Origin of the sequence: Nonomuraea sp. NPDC049028, from assembly GCF_043197735.1 — a bacterium.
Lineage (GTDB): Bacteria > Actinomycetota > Actinomycetes > Streptosporangiales > Streptosporangiaceae > Nonomuraea.
Genome location: NZ_JBICTR010000001.1, coordinates 887,350 through 902,289 on the forward strand (window position 1 = coordinate 887,350; position 14,940 = coordinate 902,289).

General features: G+C 67.5%; 12 protein-coding genes. 5 read left to right on the plus strand and 7 right to left on the minus strand.

The annotated features are described in order from the left end of the window. Positions 1 to 67 precede the first annotated feature (67 nt). Positions 68 to 700, plus strand: coding sequence for a hypothetical protein (locus ACGFJ2_RS04015; RefSeq protein ID WP_393464392.1), 633 nt, complete (start codon positions 68 to 70; stop codon positions 698 to 700). Here the strand turns inward: ACGFJ2_RS04015 and rfbB are convergent. After that, complete coding sequence (gene rfbB / locus ACGFJ2_RS04020) at positions 586 to 1,569, minus strand: dTDP-glucose 4,6-dehydratase (RefSeq protein WP_393464395.1); 984 nt, start codon at positions 1,567 to 1,569, stop codon at positions 586 to 588. The genes ACGFJ2_RS04015 and rfbB overlap by 115 nt on opposite strands. 250 nt (positions 1,570 to 1,819) lie before the next feature. Here rfbB and rfbA point away from each other — a divergent pair, with 250 nt between their 5' ends. Together rfbA and ACGFJ2_RS04030 are read left to right on the plus strand one after the other, a co-directional pair. After that, positions 1,820 to 2,722, plus strand: a complete 903-nt coding sequence (gene rfbA / locus ACGFJ2_RS04025; RefSeq protein WP_393464398.1) for a glucose-1-phosphate thymidylyltransferase RfbA — start codon at positions 1,820 to 1,822, stop codon at positions 2,720 to 2,722. Between the two features lie 60 nt (positions 2,723 to 2,782). Continuing rightward, a complete protein-coding gene (locus tag ACGFJ2_RS04030) occupies positions 2,783 to 3,022 on the plus strand; it encodes a DUF5988 family protein (RefSeq protein WP_357951430.1) in 240 nt (79 codons plus the stop codon). 67 nt (positions 3,023 to 3,089) lie between these two features. Here the strand turns inward: ACGFJ2_RS04030 and ACGFJ2_RS04035 are convergent, their stop codons facing one another. Continuing rightward, on the minus strand, positions 3,090 to 3,848 hold the full coding sequence (locus ACGFJ2_RS04035) for a TetR/AcrR family transcriptional regulator (RefSeq protein WP_357951432.1): 759 nt from the start codon (positions 3,846 to 3,848) through the stop codon (positions 3,090 to 3,092). Between the two features lie 411 nt (positions 3,849 to 4,259). On the opposite strand from ACGFJ2_RS04035, the gene ACGFJ2_RS04040 reads away from it, so the two are divergent. Further along, positions 4,260 to 5,792 (plus strand): MFS transporter, encoded by a 1,533-nt coding sequence (locus tag ACGFJ2_RS04040; protein WP_357951434.1) that lies wholly within the window; start codon positions 4,260 to 4,262, stop codon positions 5,790 to 5,792. Between the two features lie 28 nt (positions 5,793 to 5,820). On the opposite strand, the gene ACGFJ2_RS04045 is transcribed toward ACGFJ2_RS04040, so the two are convergent. After that, positions 5,821 to 8,574, minus strand: a complete 2,754-nt coding sequence (locus ACGFJ2_RS04045; RefSeq protein ID WP_357951436.1) for an AAA family ATPase — start codon at positions 8,572 to 8,574, stop codon at positions 5,821 to 5,823. Between the two features lie 470 nt (positions 8,575 to 9,044). On the opposite strand from ACGFJ2_RS04045, the gene ACGFJ2_RS04050 reads away from it, so the two are divergent. After that, positions 9,045 to 9,821: a thioesterase II family protein gene (locus ACGFJ2_RS04050; protein WP_393464403.1), complete on the plus strand. Its 777-nt coding sequence runs from the start codon at positions 9,045 to 9,047 to the stop codon at positions 9,819 to 9,821. Between the two features lie 80 nt (positions 9,822 to 9,901). Here ACGFJ2_RS04050 and ACGFJ2_RS04055 read toward each other — a convergent pair whose 3' ends face one another. The 4 genes from ACGFJ2_RS04055 to ACGFJ2_RS04070 all read right to left on the minus strand — a co-directional run bounded on the left by ACGFJ2_RS04055 (position 9,902) and on the right by ACGFJ2_RS04070 (position 14,672). Then, positions 9,902 to 10,762, minus strand: coding sequence for a 3-hydroxybutyryl-CoA dehydrogenase (locus ACGFJ2_RS04055; RefSeq protein ID WP_357951440.1), 861 nt, complete (start codon positions 10,760 to 10,762; stop codon positions 9,902 to 9,904). 69 nt (positions 10,763 to 10,831) lie between these two features. Further along, positions 10,832 to 11,830 carry a 3-oxoacyl-ACP synthase III family protein gene (locus tag ACGFJ2_RS04060; protein ID WP_393464406.1) on the minus strand — a complete coding sequence of 333 codons (999 nt, stop codon included), beginning with the start codon at positions 11,828 to 11,830 and terminating at the stop codon, positions 10,832 to 10,834. Between the two features lie 31 nt (positions 11,831 to 11,861). Then, on the minus strand, positions 11,862 to 13,220 hold the full coding sequence (gene ccrA / locus ACGFJ2_RS04065) for a crotonyl-CoA carboxylase/reductase (protein ID WP_393464409.1): 1,359 nt from the start codon (positions 13,218 to 13,220) through the stop codon (positions 11,862 to 11,864). A gap of 30 nt (positions 13,221 to 13,250) precedes the next feature. Next, positions 13,251 to 14,672 carry a carboxyl transferase domain-containing protein gene (locus ACGFJ2_RS04070; protein WP_357951445.1) on the minus strand — a complete coding sequence of 474 codons (1,422 nt, stop codon included), beginning with the start codon at positions 14,670 to 14,672 and terminating at the stop codon, positions 13,251 to 13,253. Positions 14,673 to 14,940 lie beyond the last annotated feature (268 nt).

Consider the following 14,940-nt stretch of genomic DNA (forward strand, 5'->3'; position numbering starts at 1 on the left):
CTGACCAGGAGGTTTATCCTTCGCGCCCTTCGGTAGTCCACCCTGTGACGAACGGGGGGGCGACGCCATGCGACAGAAGCCGATCCTGCGTGCCGGGGCCAGGGGCGCGATCGCCGCCATGGCGATGTCCGGCCTCAGGCAGTTCTCCACATCGATCGGCCTGATGGAGAAGGTGCCGCCGGAGGCCGTGCTGGAGCACACCACGCCCCGATTCTTCCGCGGTGTCCCGGCCGCTCGCCGGCCCGCGATCATCGAGCTCGCGCACTGGTCGTACGGGGCGTTCGGCGGCGCGCTCTTCGGGGCGCTGCCCGAGTCCGTGCGCCGGCACCCGTGGGCCGGGCCCGCCTACGGCCTGCTGGTCTGGGCGGGCTTCCAAGCCGTCATCGCGCCCGCGCTCGGCCTGCCGCACAAGGACAAGACCACAGTCACGGAACGTCTGACGCTACTCGCCGACCACGTGCTGTACGGGATCGTGGTGGCCGCCTCTCCCTGGCCGCACCACGACATTCCTGAAGACGCCGCACCGGAACGCCCAACCGGCCACCGCGAGCAGCCGACGCACTCGGACGCGTCCGTGGCTTGTCGTCACGCGCCTGGCGGCGTGCGGGCGGGCAGGAGTGGCTCCCACCAGGGGCGATTGTTCCGGTACCAGGCGACGGTCTCCGCCAGGCCGGTGTCGAAGTCCTTGCGTGGCCGGTAGCCCAGCTCGGTGCGGGCCTTGGTGCAGTCGACCGAGTAGCGGAGGTCGTGGCCCTTGCGGTCCTCGACGTAGGAGACCTGGTCCCAGTCGGCGTCGCAGGCTTTGAGGAGCAGGCCGGTGAGCTCCCTGTTGGTGAGCTCGGTGCCGCCGCCGATGTTGTAGATCTCGCCGGGACGGCCGCCGGAACGGACCAGTTCGATGCCCCGCACATGGTCGTCGATGTGCAGCCAGTCACGGGTGTTGCCCCCGTCGCCGTACAGCGGCACCCGCCGGCCGTCGAGCAGGTTGGTGATGAACAGGGGGATGACCTTCTCTGGGAAGTGATGGTGGCCGTAGTTGTTGGAGCAACGGGTCACCCGTACGTCGAGACCGTGGGTGCGGTGATAGGCCAGGGCGAGCAGGTCGGAGGCCGCCTTCGAGGCGGAGTACGGGGAGCTGGGCCGCAGCGCGTCGCTCTCCAGCGAGGAGCCCTCCGCGACCGAGCCGTAGACCTCGTCGGTGGAGACGTGCACGAAAGTCCTGAGGCCGCTGCGGACCGCCGCGTCGAGCAAGGTCTGGGTGCCGGTCACATTGGTGCGCACGAACTCGGCGGCACCCATGATGGACCGGTCGACATGCGACTCGGCCGCGAAGTGGACCACCTGGTCGTGGCGGGCGACGAGCTGGTCGACGAGTCCGGTGTCGCATATGTCGCCCTGGACGAAGGTGAACCTCTCGCTCGTACGGACCTGCTCAAGGTTCGCCGGATTGCCCGCGTAGGTGAGTTTGTCGAGAACGGTGATCTCCACGTCCCCGTCGGCCCCGCCGAGCAGGGTGCGTACGTAGTGGGAGCCGATGAAGCCGGCGCCGCCCGTCACCAGGATCCTCATCGGGTGATCTCCTCCCCAGGCTTCAGCACTGGACGCCGCTTCCCTGCGGCCACGATCTGTCTTTCGCCGTGGAAATCATATCGCCGGTAAACCGGCCGCAACCGTTTAGTGGCCGACATAGGGGGGCGCGGGGGGATGGCTAGGGGGTGAACGAGGGTCGTCTTGGAGTCCATTCCGATGTGCAGCGGTGTGATGCTCGGTGCACGAATATCGACTCCGGCTACCGGTTTTCCCTGACGAAGGGTATTTCGTGAAAGGCATAATTCTGGCCGGCGGGCACGGGACCCGGTTGTATCCTATTACGCTCGCGGTCTCGAAACAGCTCCTGCCGGTGAACGACAAGCCGATGATCTATTATCCCTTGTCCGTGCTCATGCTGGCGAATATCAGAGAGATCCTGGTGATCTCCACCCCGGAGGACCTGCCGAACCTGGCACGCCTGCTGCGAGACGGCTCCCACCTCGGGCTCGACATCAGCTACGCCCGCCAGGACGAGCCCGTCGGCCTGGCCGACGCCTTCATTCTCGGCGCCGACCATATCGGCGACGATTCCGCGGCGCTCGTGCTCGGCGACAACATCTTCCACGGAAATTCGTTCTACGACATCCTCCAGGAGAACACCGCGGACGTGGACGGCTGCGTGTTGTTCGGCCATCCGGTCAGCGATCCCGAGCGCTACGCCATCGCTGAGAGGGACGCGCTCGGCGGGCTCGTCTCCATCGAGGAGAAACCCGCGCACCCGCGTTCCAACTGCGCCGTCGTCGGCCTTTATCTCTACGACAACGACGTCATCGACATCGCCAAGAACGTCCAGCCGTCCGCTCGCGGAGAGCTTGAGATCACCGATGTCAACCGGGTGTATCTCGACCGGGGCAAGGCGAAGTTCGTCGAACTCGGCCGCGGGTTCGCCTGGCTCGACGCGGGCACGCCCGACTCCATCCTGCAGGCCAGCCAGTACGTTCACATGCTCGAAGCCCGGCAGGGCGTACGCATCGCCTGCGTCGAGGAGATCGCGCTGCGGATGGGCTACATCGACGCCGAGCAGTGCCACCGCCTCGGCGCGGAGCTCCTGCCCTCCAGCTACGGCCGGTACGTCTGCGCCCTCGCCACCGAGTTCCGCCATGCCCGTCAACCGGCCGGCTCGTTCTCCTAGAGCCCCTAGAGATCGCCGATGGCCGGCCACCCCCGGCCACGATCACCGGAGGTACCCGACATGACCATCCCCTCCGCCGCCTCACCCCTGCCCGGCCGTGGACCCGTGGAGGTCGCGCTCGAAGGCGGCCCCGCCGATGTCCCGCGAACGCTCCGCGTCATGCACGACGTGGTCTCGGATGGAAAGATAAAGATTCCACGCAATGGCGGGTACGAGCATTTCGAACGGGTCGGCGCAGCGCCGGAGTCCGGCGGCCCGCCGCTGTTTCGGTGGACCACGCGGACCAAAGTGGCCGAATGAGCCGGCCCAGGGCGCACAGCCTCTTACCGCGACCCGGGGCGCACAGCACCTTTCCGAGTCTCGGGTCTCACAGCGCCTTGCGCAGGCCCGGTCCGAGGTCGGCCGAGCCGGAATTCTCCCGATCCTCGACGAAGACGGCCACCCCGTCGAGCAGTCGGCGCAGACTGAACCAGAGCCATTCGTCGATGTGGGCCACTTCCTCCTGTCTCTCCAGCAAGCTCGACAGCATGGGGAACTGCCCGGATTCGAGGATCTCCGACAGCATCGGCATCTTGGCCGCGCGCCACTGCCGTGTGGTGACGCCGGTGCGCCGCTCCGCCTCCCATTCGCTGACGCGAAGCAGGGCGGCGCCTTGTACCTGAGCGCTTACGGCGATGGTCACCCAATGCATCATCACCGGATCGAGGCCAAGGCCGTCCAAGGCACCCATGGCCCGCTCGAGGTCGGCCAGAATGTTCGGCCCGAGCGGAGGCTGCGGGGTCGCGATGACCTGCAGCACCCATGGGTGGCGCGAATAGAGTCTCCACTCGCGCAGCGCGGACAGTTCGAGCCGGGCGCGCCAGTCGTCCGGAACGGGCGTCAGATTCTTGTCTTCGCCGTGTACGCGATCGACCATCAATTCGATCAAGGCGTCCTTGCTCGACACGTATCGGTAGAGAGACATCGTGCCGACGCCCAGGTCCGCCGCCACCCGGCGCATGGACAGCGTCTCCAGGCCTTCGGTGTCGGCGATCTCGATGCCGGTGCCCACGATGCGTTCGAGAGTGAGCCCTTCGCGAGGCTCCCGCGGGATCGGCTCGGGCTTGGCAGGCTTGTCGACTTCCATGACCGGTTCCGCGGGGAGCTCTTCAGAGAGTGGCCCTTCGGAGCAGGGCAGGGCACGTGCCGCCACACGCGCTCTGTACGCCCGACCCTGGCACGACCGCGAGCAGTATCGCGGACGTCGCCCCCGAGGTGCGGCATACAACGGTCTGCCGCATTGTGCGCAGGTGAGCATCTGGCCTCACAGATTTTGTCACGCGCATATTGATATGTAGTGAAATTATATCACACGAAGTCGTGATGAAACTGATCGGCGAGTGTGATGAAATGCCCCCGACCGCCACCAAAATTGCGTGATATATACCCGCTGGTGCCTCTTTGTCGGAATTTATTACTCGATAAAGATCTTGAATTCGGTCGAAGGCAAGTCTGAGTACGTCGTATGCACGCGTACACGCTATCCGAGGAGTGTGGGATGGAAACGGCTTCGACGACCGCTGGACGACGGGAGTGGGTGGGACTGGCGGTTCTGGTCCTCCCCGTCCTGCTGATCTCCATCACCGTCACGGTCCTCTACTTCGCGCTGCCGTTCCTCAGCGCGGAGCTCAAGCCGAGCGGGCCCGAACTGCTGTGGATCGTCGACATCTACGCCTTCTGGCTGGCGGGCCTGCTGCTCGTCATGGGCACGCTCGGCGACAGGATCGGCCGACGGCGCCTGCTGCTCCTCGGCGCCGCCGTCTTCGGCATCACCTCCGCCGTGGCCGCCTACGCGCCCAGCGCGGAGATGCTCATCGTCCTGCGCGCCCTGCAAGGGGCGGCGGCCGCCACGCTCATGCCGTCCACCCTGGCGTTGATCCGCAACATGTTCCACGATCCGCGCCAGCGCCGGCTGGCCGTAGCGATCTGGGCGGCCGGGTTCTCCGGGGGCAGCGTGCTCGGCCCGATCGTGGGCGGGTGGATGCTGGAGAGATTCTGGTGGGGCTCGGTGTTCCTGATCAACGTGCCGATCATGGCCCTGCTGCTGGTGCTCGGTCCCATCCTGCTGCCGGAGTATCGCGATCCGCAGGCGGGCCGGCTCGACGTGTTGAGCACCGTACTGTCGCTGGTGGCCGTGCTCCCGGTCGTCTACGGGGTGAAGGACATCGCCGAGCAGGGTCTGACCCCGACGGCCGCGCTGGCCATGGCCCTGGGCCTGGCGGCCGGCGCCTCGTTCATCTGGCGCCAGCGCGCGCTGGCCGACCCGATGCTCGACCTGCGCCTGTTCGCGAATCGGGCCTTCGGCATCTCGTTGATCACGAGCACGCTCGCGATCTTCGCCCTCATGGGACTGTTCTACTTCATCGCCCAGTACCTGCAACTGGTGCTGGGGCTGCGCCCGTTCGTCGCGGGGATACTGACGCTGCCCGCCGCGGGGATGGCCCTCGTCGGGTCGATGCTGGCCGTGGCGGTGGTGCGCTGGGTCCGCCCCGGCTTCGTCATCGGCGGCGGCATGTTCGTCGCCGGTCTGGGGTTCGCGGTGCTCTCGCAGCTCGAAGGCGAGCCGGGCGTGCAGACACTCGTGATCGGACTGGGCCTGCTGGGCCTGGGCCTGGGCGCCGTACAGGCGGTGGCCTCCGACCTGGTGATCGCGGTGGCGCCGCCGGAGCGGGCCGGCTCGGCGTCGGCGGTGCTGGAGGCCGGCACCGAGTTCGGCGCCGCGCTCGGCGTCGCCGTCCTGGGCAGTATGGGGCTGTTGATCTACCGCTGGACGTTCGAGGTGCCCGTCGACCTTCCCGGTGAGGCCGCCCAGACGGCGCGTGAAACGCTCGGCGGGGCGGTCCAGGTGGCGGCCCAGCTGTCGGGCCCCGCGCAGGAGGCCCTTCTCCAGGCGGCACGTACGGCCTTCACCGAGGGCATGCGGGTGGCCGCGCTGTCGGGCACGGCCATCCTGGTGGCCACGGCGATCCTGGCCACGATCCAGCTCCGGCGGGTGTCCATCGAGGAGAAGAGCCCCGATCGGGCGATGTGAGGGTCAGCCGAGTTCGACAGATGTGAGGTCAGCGGAGTTCGACGTAGGAGAACTGTGAGGGCAGGTCTCTTCTGCCACGCACGTTGAGCTTGCGGTAGATCCGGGTCAGATGCTGCTCGACGGTGCTGATCGTGATGTAGATCTTCCGGGAGATCTCCCGGTTGGTGTAGCCCAGCGCGGCGAGGGAGGCGACCCGCTGTTCGGCGTCGCTCAGCAGGCCCATGCTCTCCGGGGTCTCCGCCTCCTGCTCGGCCGGATCGTCCTGCCGCACCGCCCAGCGCAGCGGCTCGGCCTGGCACTCGTCGGCGACCCGGTCGGCCCAATATCCGATCATCCTGGCCTTGTGGAGTTCGCCGATCTCGTTGAAGGCGTGGGTCAGATCGACGAGCGCGTACGCCATCTCCAGCCGGTCTCCCGCGTCCTGGAGCATGTCCACGGCCTCCCTGAGCAGGGCCGGGCGCTTCTTGAGGTCACCGATGGCGGCCAGCAGTCGCAGCGTGGCCCCTCTCGCCCTGAGCGAGTCGCCACCGGGCAGATCATAGGGTTCCTGGAGGAAGGCTCTCGCCTGGTTCAGCTGGCCCATCTGCAGGTGCGCGGCGGCCGCGCCCTGCCGCCAGGGCACCAGCACGGGAGTGTCGAGGTTCCAGGCCCGCATCAGTCTCCCGCAGCTCAGGAAGTCGCTGAGCGCCGCGTGCGACAGGCCCGTCGCCAGGTGGAAATGGGCCCGTGCCTGGAGATAGTGCAGCCCGAACCGGGTCTGGTAGATCGCGGTGGGTACGGGATGCCTGAGGAGGCGCGCTGCGACGTCGAACTTCCCCATTTCGGTGTTGACCCGGATCAAGGCGGCCAGCGGCAGGGCGATATGAATCCCCAGGCTCCGGCGCGGTAGTACATCCAACGCTATAGAGGCATATTTAACGGCTATCGCTAGATCTCCGTGGCGAATGGCGATGTGTGCCCGGACGCCGGCCAGCACGGCGCGCCAGGTGGGGGAGCGCCGTTGGACGGCTTCTTCGAACAGGACATCACAGAGTGGTGCCGCCCGATCCGCCTGATCGGAGTAGAGCAATGTGAAAAGAGAGGACTCTACGGCTTCAAGGTTCGAGTCGTCCAGTGTGGTGGACTGGAGGACGCGTTCCGCGGTATCGATCTTTTGCTCATTCTCCTCCGTTCGCAAGAAGCGTGACAATAGGGCGGCCCCCGGAAGGGGAGATACGCCGGGTGTCCCCGGCTTGGGGGTGCCGGAAGGGGCGTCCGCCACCTCGAGGAGAATCGAGGGAAAGGCGGTGGACAACCACTGATGAGTGACTTCCAGCCGCATGGGCGTGTCTTTTTCGCCCGATTCGGCGGCCAGGACGTTCAGCCGCCGAAGCACCTCTGCGGCTTCTTCAAGTCGTCCGTGCCACAGGAAGAACCTCAGCAGCATGCGAAGGTCGTCGAAGCCGAGGCCGCCCTCTCGCGCGATCGACATCAGATGATCGAGATGCTGGGTGGTGGCCGCGGGGTTGATCAGCCACTCCGCCCGCGCGAGCGAGACCCGCAGGGACGCTCGGCGCGCGTCGTCGTGACAGAAGGCGATCGCCAGCTTCAGGCATTGGATCGCGAACTCGTGCTCGTCGTTGAGCAGCGTCTGATCGGCGGCTTCACGCAACTCCACCGTCGCCCATGGCTCCGGGCAGTCGGAGGCGTGGATGAGGTGCTCGGCGACCGCGGTGCTCGCCGCTCCCTCCATGTGGAGCAGCCGAGCGGCGCGCCGGTGCATCTCCCTGCGCTCTTCGGCGTCGAGGTCGTCGAGAACGGCGGAGCGGGTCTCAGGATGGCAGAAGTGCTCTCCATCGGTGATGCCGACGGCGGCGAGATGGTTAAGGGTCTGCTGGACGGTCGCCGGCGGAAGTTCGATTAGTTCGGGCAGTAGGTTGGGAAAGGCTCCCTCCCCGAGTACGGCGAGGCCGCGAGCGGTGCGCAGCGAGGTCGGGTCGGTGCGATGGAGCAGGGCGCGCACCGATCTGGAGAAGGCATCGCCGATGACCAGCGAATTGGCTTCGCCGGACTCGTGTAAATAGTCCTCCACCAACGCCTCGACAAGTAAGGGGTTGCCGCCGCCGGCCGCATGGAAATCAGGACCGAGTTTTTCCGCCGTATCCTGGTCCATGGATTTGCAGAGCATCTTCGTGACGCCTTCCTGGGAAAGCGTGCCCAATCTCATGTGCTGGCAGTGCGGGTGGCGCATCAGGTCCACCTCGATGAGCGGATCCATGCCCTGCGGGTTTTCTGTCGCGGTCACCACGACGAATACGTTCGCATTGTTGAGACGCTGTACGAAATTGAGCAGGAGTTGCCAGGACAATGCGTCCGAATATTCGACGTCGTCGACGGTGATGAGCACCGGCGCACTCGTGGAGAGCTCCAGGACTATCGACCACAGCCCCTGGATGGTGTGCAGCCAGTCAGGATTGTGCGCCGACGTTTCGATGGATTTCGCGCTGAAGGCGGCCTCCTCGATCAGCCGGGCCGCCTCCGAGGCGTGCTCGATCGGCAGCGCCGCGCTGTGAAAGCTCTGGCTGGCCATCCCGAGCGGCAGGTTGCGGTCGGCTCGTGAGCAGGTGGCGCTCAGCCAGGTGACGCCGCCCGCGGCGGCGCGCTGGCTGAAGGTGTAGGCGAGTTCGGTCTTGCCGACTCCTGTGGGTCCGGTGATCACCATGACCCGTCCCTTGCCTTGTAGGCAATCGGTGAGCAGGTTGTCCAGCTCCGTGATTTCGTGGTCACGCTCGATGAGGGTCATCGTGATTCCCGTTCGTCCCCTAACGCGGTATGAGGGATCATGCCCCGTCCCGATCCTTGCACAGACCCTTGAGAATCATTCTCCTACGGCCGCCACGGCACTTGTCAATACATTTGGACAAGCCTGGGAGTGGCGGTGGATTTCATCACATTGCGTCTCGGCTATTTCATCATTTCGTCACGCTGGGTCTGCGGTTTCGGGCTGGTACGCCGAGGTCGACTACCCGATGTGGACTATCGAAGCCCCCCTCAATGACCCTTACTCGGCGGATGAATCTAGGGGTCTCGTTGTGCGCGCGGCGGGACTGAATGAGTTATTCTCCTGTTCATCGCAAAGAGGGCCGGCCGAATGTGGGCGGCTACCGAGAGATTTCACCGCGCGGTGCAGCGCGAGGTGAAGTTTCGTAGATAAAGTCCACTGTTTTTCTTCATTTGCGCCAGCCCGAAAAACGAGCCGAGAAAGGGATTGCTGTGAGTGACGCGGTAAACACCGGTGAAGCCTGGATCCGGCGTTACCACCCTTCGCCCGAGGCGTCGTCCGTACTCGTCTGCCTGCCGCACGCGGGCGGCTCGGCCAGCTTCTATTTCCCGGTCTCGCGGATGACGCCGGCCTCGATGGAGGTCCTGGCGGTCCAGTTCCCCGGCAGGCAGGACAGGCGCGGTGAGCCGTGCGTCGAGAGCATCGGGGAGCTGGCCGATCGCGTCGTGGAGATGCTGCGGCCGTGGGCCGGTATGCCCATGGGGCTGTTCGGGCACAGCATGGGCGCGACCGTCGCCTTCGAGGTGGCTCGCAGGCTTGAACGGGAGGGTACGTACCCTCTGGCGCTGTTCGCGTCGGGGCGACCGGCACCGTCGGCGCTGCGCCCCGGCTTCGCCGGGCGGCGCTCGGACGAATGGCTCCTGGGGGAGCTACGGGGTCTGGGCGGCACCGACGCGCAGGTGCTCGGCGACGACGAGTTCGTGCGGGCGATATTGCCGGCGCTCAGAGGCGACTACCGGGCGGTGGACACCTATCGCTACCTGCCCGGGCCGAGGCTGTCCTGTCCTGTCGTCGCTCTCAGGGGCGAGGACGATCCCAAGGTCGACCACGACGAGGCCCGGGCATGGGGCGACCACACAACGGCCGGATTCGAGTTGCGTACGTTCGCCGGTGACCACTTCTATCTCGCGGAGCACGCGGCGGAGGTCATCGCCCTGGTCGTCGACCGAATGAGCGCCGCGCTGAACTCGACCCGGGCGGCGCGCTGAACCGCGCGGCTCGAGCGGGGCGTTGAACGAGGCCCGCGCGGGCCGCTGAGGACCCTTAAGCCCTGCGGTGCGAGCAGAGCCTACGAATAGTCGTAGAAGCCGCGTCCGGACTTCCTGCCCAGCAGACCACCCTCCACCATGCGCAGCAGAACCGGCGGCGGCGAGTAGCTCGGCTCCTTGAACTCGGCGTACAACGCGTCGGCGATGGAGGCCACCGTGTCGAGCCCGATCAGGTCGGCCAGGCTCAGCGGGCCCATCGGATGGGAGCACCCCAGCACCATGCCCCGGTCGACGACCTCCGCGGTGGCGAACCCGGACTCCACCATCCGCATGGCCGCGAGGAGATAGGGGATCAGCAGGGCGTTCACCACGAATCCCGCACGATCCGCAGAGTGAATCACCTGCTTGCCGAGCGTTCCGGTGACGAACGCCTCTGCGCGGGTCTTGGTCTGGTCCGTCGTGAGGAGCGACCCGGTCAGCTCCACCAGCGCCAGCGCGGGAACGGGGTTGAAGAAGTGGACGCCGATGACCTGGCCGGGCCGGCCGGTCGCGCGCGCGAGCCTGATGATCGGAATGGAGGAGGTGTTCGACGCCAGGATGGCGTCGGGGGATTCCACGATCTTGTCCAGCGCGCCGAACAGGTCGAGCTTGGTCGACTCCGTCTCGGGGACGGTCTCGAAGACGATCTGCCGATCGCCGAGATCATTGAGATCCGCGGTGAAGACGACACGGCCCACCGCCGCGTCCCGTTCCTCCTCGGTGATCGTCCCCTTGCGCAGGCCGCGGTCGAGGGACCTGACCAGGCGCCGCCGCCCGTGGGCCACGGACGCCTCCGTGGAGACCGCCACTCGCACATCGAGGCCCGCGCGGGCGCACACGTCGGCGAGGCCGGAGCCCATCACCCCGCATCCCACGATGCCGATCCTGTCGAACTGGGTCATCTCGCCTCCCGTGCTGCTCTGGTCGTCAAGCTCTGGTCATTAAAGCTCTGGTCGCTAAAGCTCTGGCCGTCATGCTCCGGTCGTCCAGCGGAGCAGGCAGGCGCCCACCGACATGCCGCCGCCGAAGCCGGCGAGCAGGACGAGATCGTCCTGTTTGAGGATTCCTGACCGATTCGCCTCGTCGAGCGCGACGGCCACGGAGGCGCTGCCCAGGTTGCCGTACCTCTCGAGGGTGCGCGGGGTGTGCGAGCCGGTGAGGCCGCAGCGCTCGACCAGTTCCGTCACCAGGCGGCCGTTCGCCTGATGGGGTACGAACGTGTCGATCTCCTCCAGCCCGAACCCGGCGCGGTCCACCAGGCTCTTCATCGCGGGCGGCACATGCTCCAGCACGAACTCCGTCACCGCGCGGCCGTCCATTCTGAAGTAGTGCTCGCCGTCCGCGACGGTCTGAGGCGAGGCCGGATGTCTGCTGCCGCCCGCCTTGATGCCGATGAGCCGGTGATCGGCACCGTGGCTGGACAGCTCGAAGTCGATGAACCCCGAGCGCTCGGGCACCGCGCCGACGATGGCGGCGCCGGACCCGTCGCCGAACAGCACGGAGGTGCGGCGGTCGGTGAAGTCGAGCTGCCTGCTGTACAGGTCGGCGCCGATGACCAGGGCGTAGGTGTCCGGGCGGCGCGCGATGAGGCTGTCGGCGATGGCGAGCGCGTACACGAATCCGCTGCAGACGACGTTGATGTCGAAACAGGCGGCGGCACGCGCGCCCAGCGCGTCCTGTACGAGGTAGGACGTCGGAGGCTGGGGGAAGTCGCCGGTGGAGGTCGCCACGATGATGTAGCCGATGCGGCCCACGTCGATGTCGGCCCGCCGCAACGCGTCCAGGCCGGCCTGTATGGCCAGGTCCGAGGTCGCCTCGTGCGCCGCGGCGTGCCGGCGGAACCCGATCTGCGTCTTGCGCAGGATCCATTCCGCGTCGACGCCCACCCGCTCCGCCAGGTCCTCGTTGGCGACCTCGTCCCCGGGGAGATACGAACCGGTCGCCAGGATCCCGGTAGTGTGTCCGGCCACTGTCAGCTCCGCCTTCTCCTGGAAGCCACGCCTACGCCAGCGCCGCGGGGGCGGCGTCCGCCAGGCCGCGCAGCGGATTGATCCGCTGCTCGCCGATCTCGGCGCGCCGCGCGGGGTCGGTGACGCCCAGTCCGGGTTCGGGCGCCATGCACAGCACGCCGACCTTGCCGATGTGGCCGTTGGTCTGCACCAGCCGGGTGGCCTCCGCGACCTCGTCCAGCGGATAGACCGTCGACAGGGTCGGCATCACCATCCCGAGGTCGAACAGCCGCACGCACTCCCGCACCTCCTGCAGGTTCGCCGCATGGCTGCCGATGATGCGCTTGAGGTGCATCCAGAGATACCGGTTGTCGTAGTGGTGCTGGAATCCGGTGCTGGAGCCGCAGGTGACGACCGAGCCGCCCCGGCGGGTCACGAACACCGAGGTGGCGAACGTCGCCCGGCCCACGTAGTCCATGACGATGTGCGGGTCCTCGCCGACCGCCGCGCGGATGGCCGCTCCCAGGCGCTTGCCCAGCGCGATCGCCTGTTCGGGCGTGCTGTCGACGTCGTCGGTCATCCCGATGTCGTTGCGGTTGATGATGACGTCGCAGCCGAGACTTCTCAGGATCTCGGCCTTCGAGTCCGAGCCGACGACTCCCACGGGGATGCCGCCGCCGTTCTTCACCATCTGCACGGCGTACGCGCCGAGGCCGCCGGCCGCGCCCCAGATGAGGACGATGTCGCCCTGTTTCATCCGGGCGCCCCGGGCGCTGACCAGCATGCGGTAGACCGTGCCCGCGCACAGCGTGACGCAGGCGGCCTCCTCCCAGGTCAGGTGTGCCGGCTTGGGCGCCAGCTGACTGGCCCGCGCCAGGGTGTAGTGCGCCAGCCCGCCGAAGTTGGTCTCGAATCCCCAGACCCGCTGCTCGGCGCCGAGCATGCCGTCGTCGTGCGTCGCCGCTTCCTGGTCGTCGGCCTGGATCGGACTGATCACGACGTGGTCGCCGACGCTCCAGCGCCGCACGCCCGCGCCGACCGCGACGATGACCCCGGCTCCGTCGGAACCCAGCACGTGGTACGGCTGGTCGTGCCGCGCCGCGAACCCGCCGGTCCGGCCGAAGCGCTTGAGGAAGCCGAACGTCGGCAGCGGCTCGAAGGTCGCCGACCAGACGGTGTTGTAGTTGATCGAACTGGCCATCACCGCCACCACGACCTCGTCGGGCGCGAGCTCCGGCATGGGCACCAGGCCGACGCGCAGCGATTTGCGCACGTCCTTGTCCTCCATGCCGGCGAACATCTCGGTGTCCTCGACCCGGAGGTAAGAAGCCGGATACTCCTTCGGCAACGCGATCTTCGCCAGGTCGCCGGGCGCGGCTCCGCCCAGCAGGGCCTCGGCCATGGGATCCATGTCACTCCTCTTGATGTGGTGGTAAGCCGGTCACAGCGGGATGTTGCCGTGACGGCCTCGTGTCGCCGCGGCCGCCGCGAGCGCCATGGCGAGCTTGGGCCGGGTCTGCGCGGGGTCGATCACTTCGTCGACGACGCCCAGCGCGACGGCGCGGGCGACACCTCCCGCGACGAGGGTGTGCTCGGCGACGAGCCGCTGCCGCAGCTCCGCGCGCTCGTCGTCGTCGTGCGCGGCGGCCAGGCGCTTGCGGTGCAGGATGCCCACCGCCGCCTCCGCGCTCATCACCGCGATCTTCGCCTCCGGCCAGGCGAACACCGCGGACGCGCCGAGCGAGCGGGAGTTCATGGCGATGTACGCCCCTCCGTACGACTGGCGCGTGACCAGCGTGACGCGGGGGACCGCCGCCTCGGCGAAGGCGTGCAGCAGCTTGGCGCCCCGCCTGACCACGCCACCCCATTCCTGGGTGACGCCGGGCAGGTAGCCGGGAACGTCGACGAGCACGATCAGCGGAATGCCGAACGCGTTGCACATGCGGACGAATCGCGAGGCCTTCTCGGCGCTCAGCGAGTCGAGGCAGCCGCCCATGCGCAGCGGATTGTTGGCGATCACGCCGACGCTCCCGCCGGTCAGGCGGCCGAGACCGACGACGACGTTGGGGGCCCAGCGCGGCTGGAGCTCCATGAAGGGGGTGCCCTCGTCGAGGATCTCGCGTACCAGCGGGCGCACGTCGTAGGCCCGCCGCGCCCGCTCCGGCAGCAGTGAGCGCAGGTCCTTCCCGGCCGTGGCGAGGTGGGGTTCGATGCGGGCGCGATGGGCCAGCAGCAGGGTCACCTGGCGCGTGGCCTCGTACGCGTCGCTCTCGGAGTCGACCACGATATGCGCGACGCCCGACTTGCGGCTGTGCGTCTCGGCGCCGCCCAGCGACTCCATGTCGATCTGCTCACCGGTGACGGACCGCACGACGTCGGGACCGGTCACGAACATCCGGCCGGCCCTGGACATGATCACCACGTCGGTGAGCGCGGGACCGTAGGCGGCGGCTCCGGCGGCCGGGCCGAGGATGACCGAGATCTGCGGCACGCGCCCGGAGGCACGGGTCATCGCGGCGAACATCCGCCCGACACCGTCCATCGACTCCACGCCGTCCGCCAGCCGGGCGCCGCCGGAGTGCCACAGGCCGATCACCGGGCAGCCTTCGAGCAACGCCGTGTCGATGGCCGACACGATCTTGTCGCAGCCCGCGGCGCCGAGCGCGCCGCCCATGTTGGCCGGGTCGGTGCAGAAGGTGATCACCTTGTGGCCCGCGATGCGGCCGCTGGCCGCGGACACGCCGCTGGCGTCCGGGTCATGCAGGGGCACGACCGAGTCGGCGTCGAGCAGCCGGGCCAGCCGTACGGCCGGCGCACGCTGATCGAGCGGGAAGTGTTCCTGCGTGATCGGTGTGGCGGTCAACGCCGTCTCCCGTTCTCATGCAGGGTTGAATTTATTGTTTCCCGCATGTTTCCTACCTCCAGCGCCAACGCTGAGGACTTTTCTGATGGATTCCAGCAGACTGCTGAAAATAGGCTTATCTACGCACTATCTCCACACAACCCTTACCAGTCCCCCTAAGCGCCCTGTAGCGTTGCTGAGCGAGGGCGAACGGCGTCGTCCCGGTGCTGATCCGCGGCGATGTTTCGTGGGCGAAGCCACCACTGCTGCGATCATGTCCGCACGTCAG

Coding starts and splice junctions, on each gene's coding strand:
- ACGFJ2_RS04035 (WP_357951432.1), bottom strand. CDS start 3,848: ATGGAAGTCGACAAGCCTGCCAAGCCCGAGCCGATCCCGCGGGAGCCT.
- ACGFJ2_RS04045 (WP_357951436.1), bottom strand. CDS start 8,574: ATGACCCTCATCGAGCGTGACCACGAAATCACGGAGCTGGACAACCTG.
- ACGFJ2_RS04030 (WP_357951430.1), top strand. CDS start 2,783: ATGACCATCCCCTCCGCCGCCTCACCCCTGCCCGGCCGTGGACCCGTG.
- rfbB (WP_393464395.1), bottom strand. CDS start 1,569: ATGAGGATCCTGGTGACGGGCGGCGCCGGCTTCATCGGCTCCCACTAC.
- ACGFJ2_RS04040 (WP_357951434.1), top strand. CDS start 4,260: ATGGAAACGGCTTCGACGACCGCTGGACGACGGGAGTGGGTGGGACTG.
- ACGFJ2_RS04055 (WP_357951440.1), bottom strand. CDS start 10,762: ATGACCCAGTTCGACAGGATCGGCATCGTGGGATGCGGGGTGATGGGC.
- ccrA (WP_393464409.1), bottom strand. CDS start 13,220: ATGGATCCCATGGCCGAGGCCCTGCTGGGCGGAGCCGCGCCCGGCGAC.
- ACGFJ2_RS04015 (WP_393464392.1), top strand. CDS start 68: ATGCGACAGAAGCCGATCCTGCGTGCCGGGGCCAGGGGCGCGATCGCC.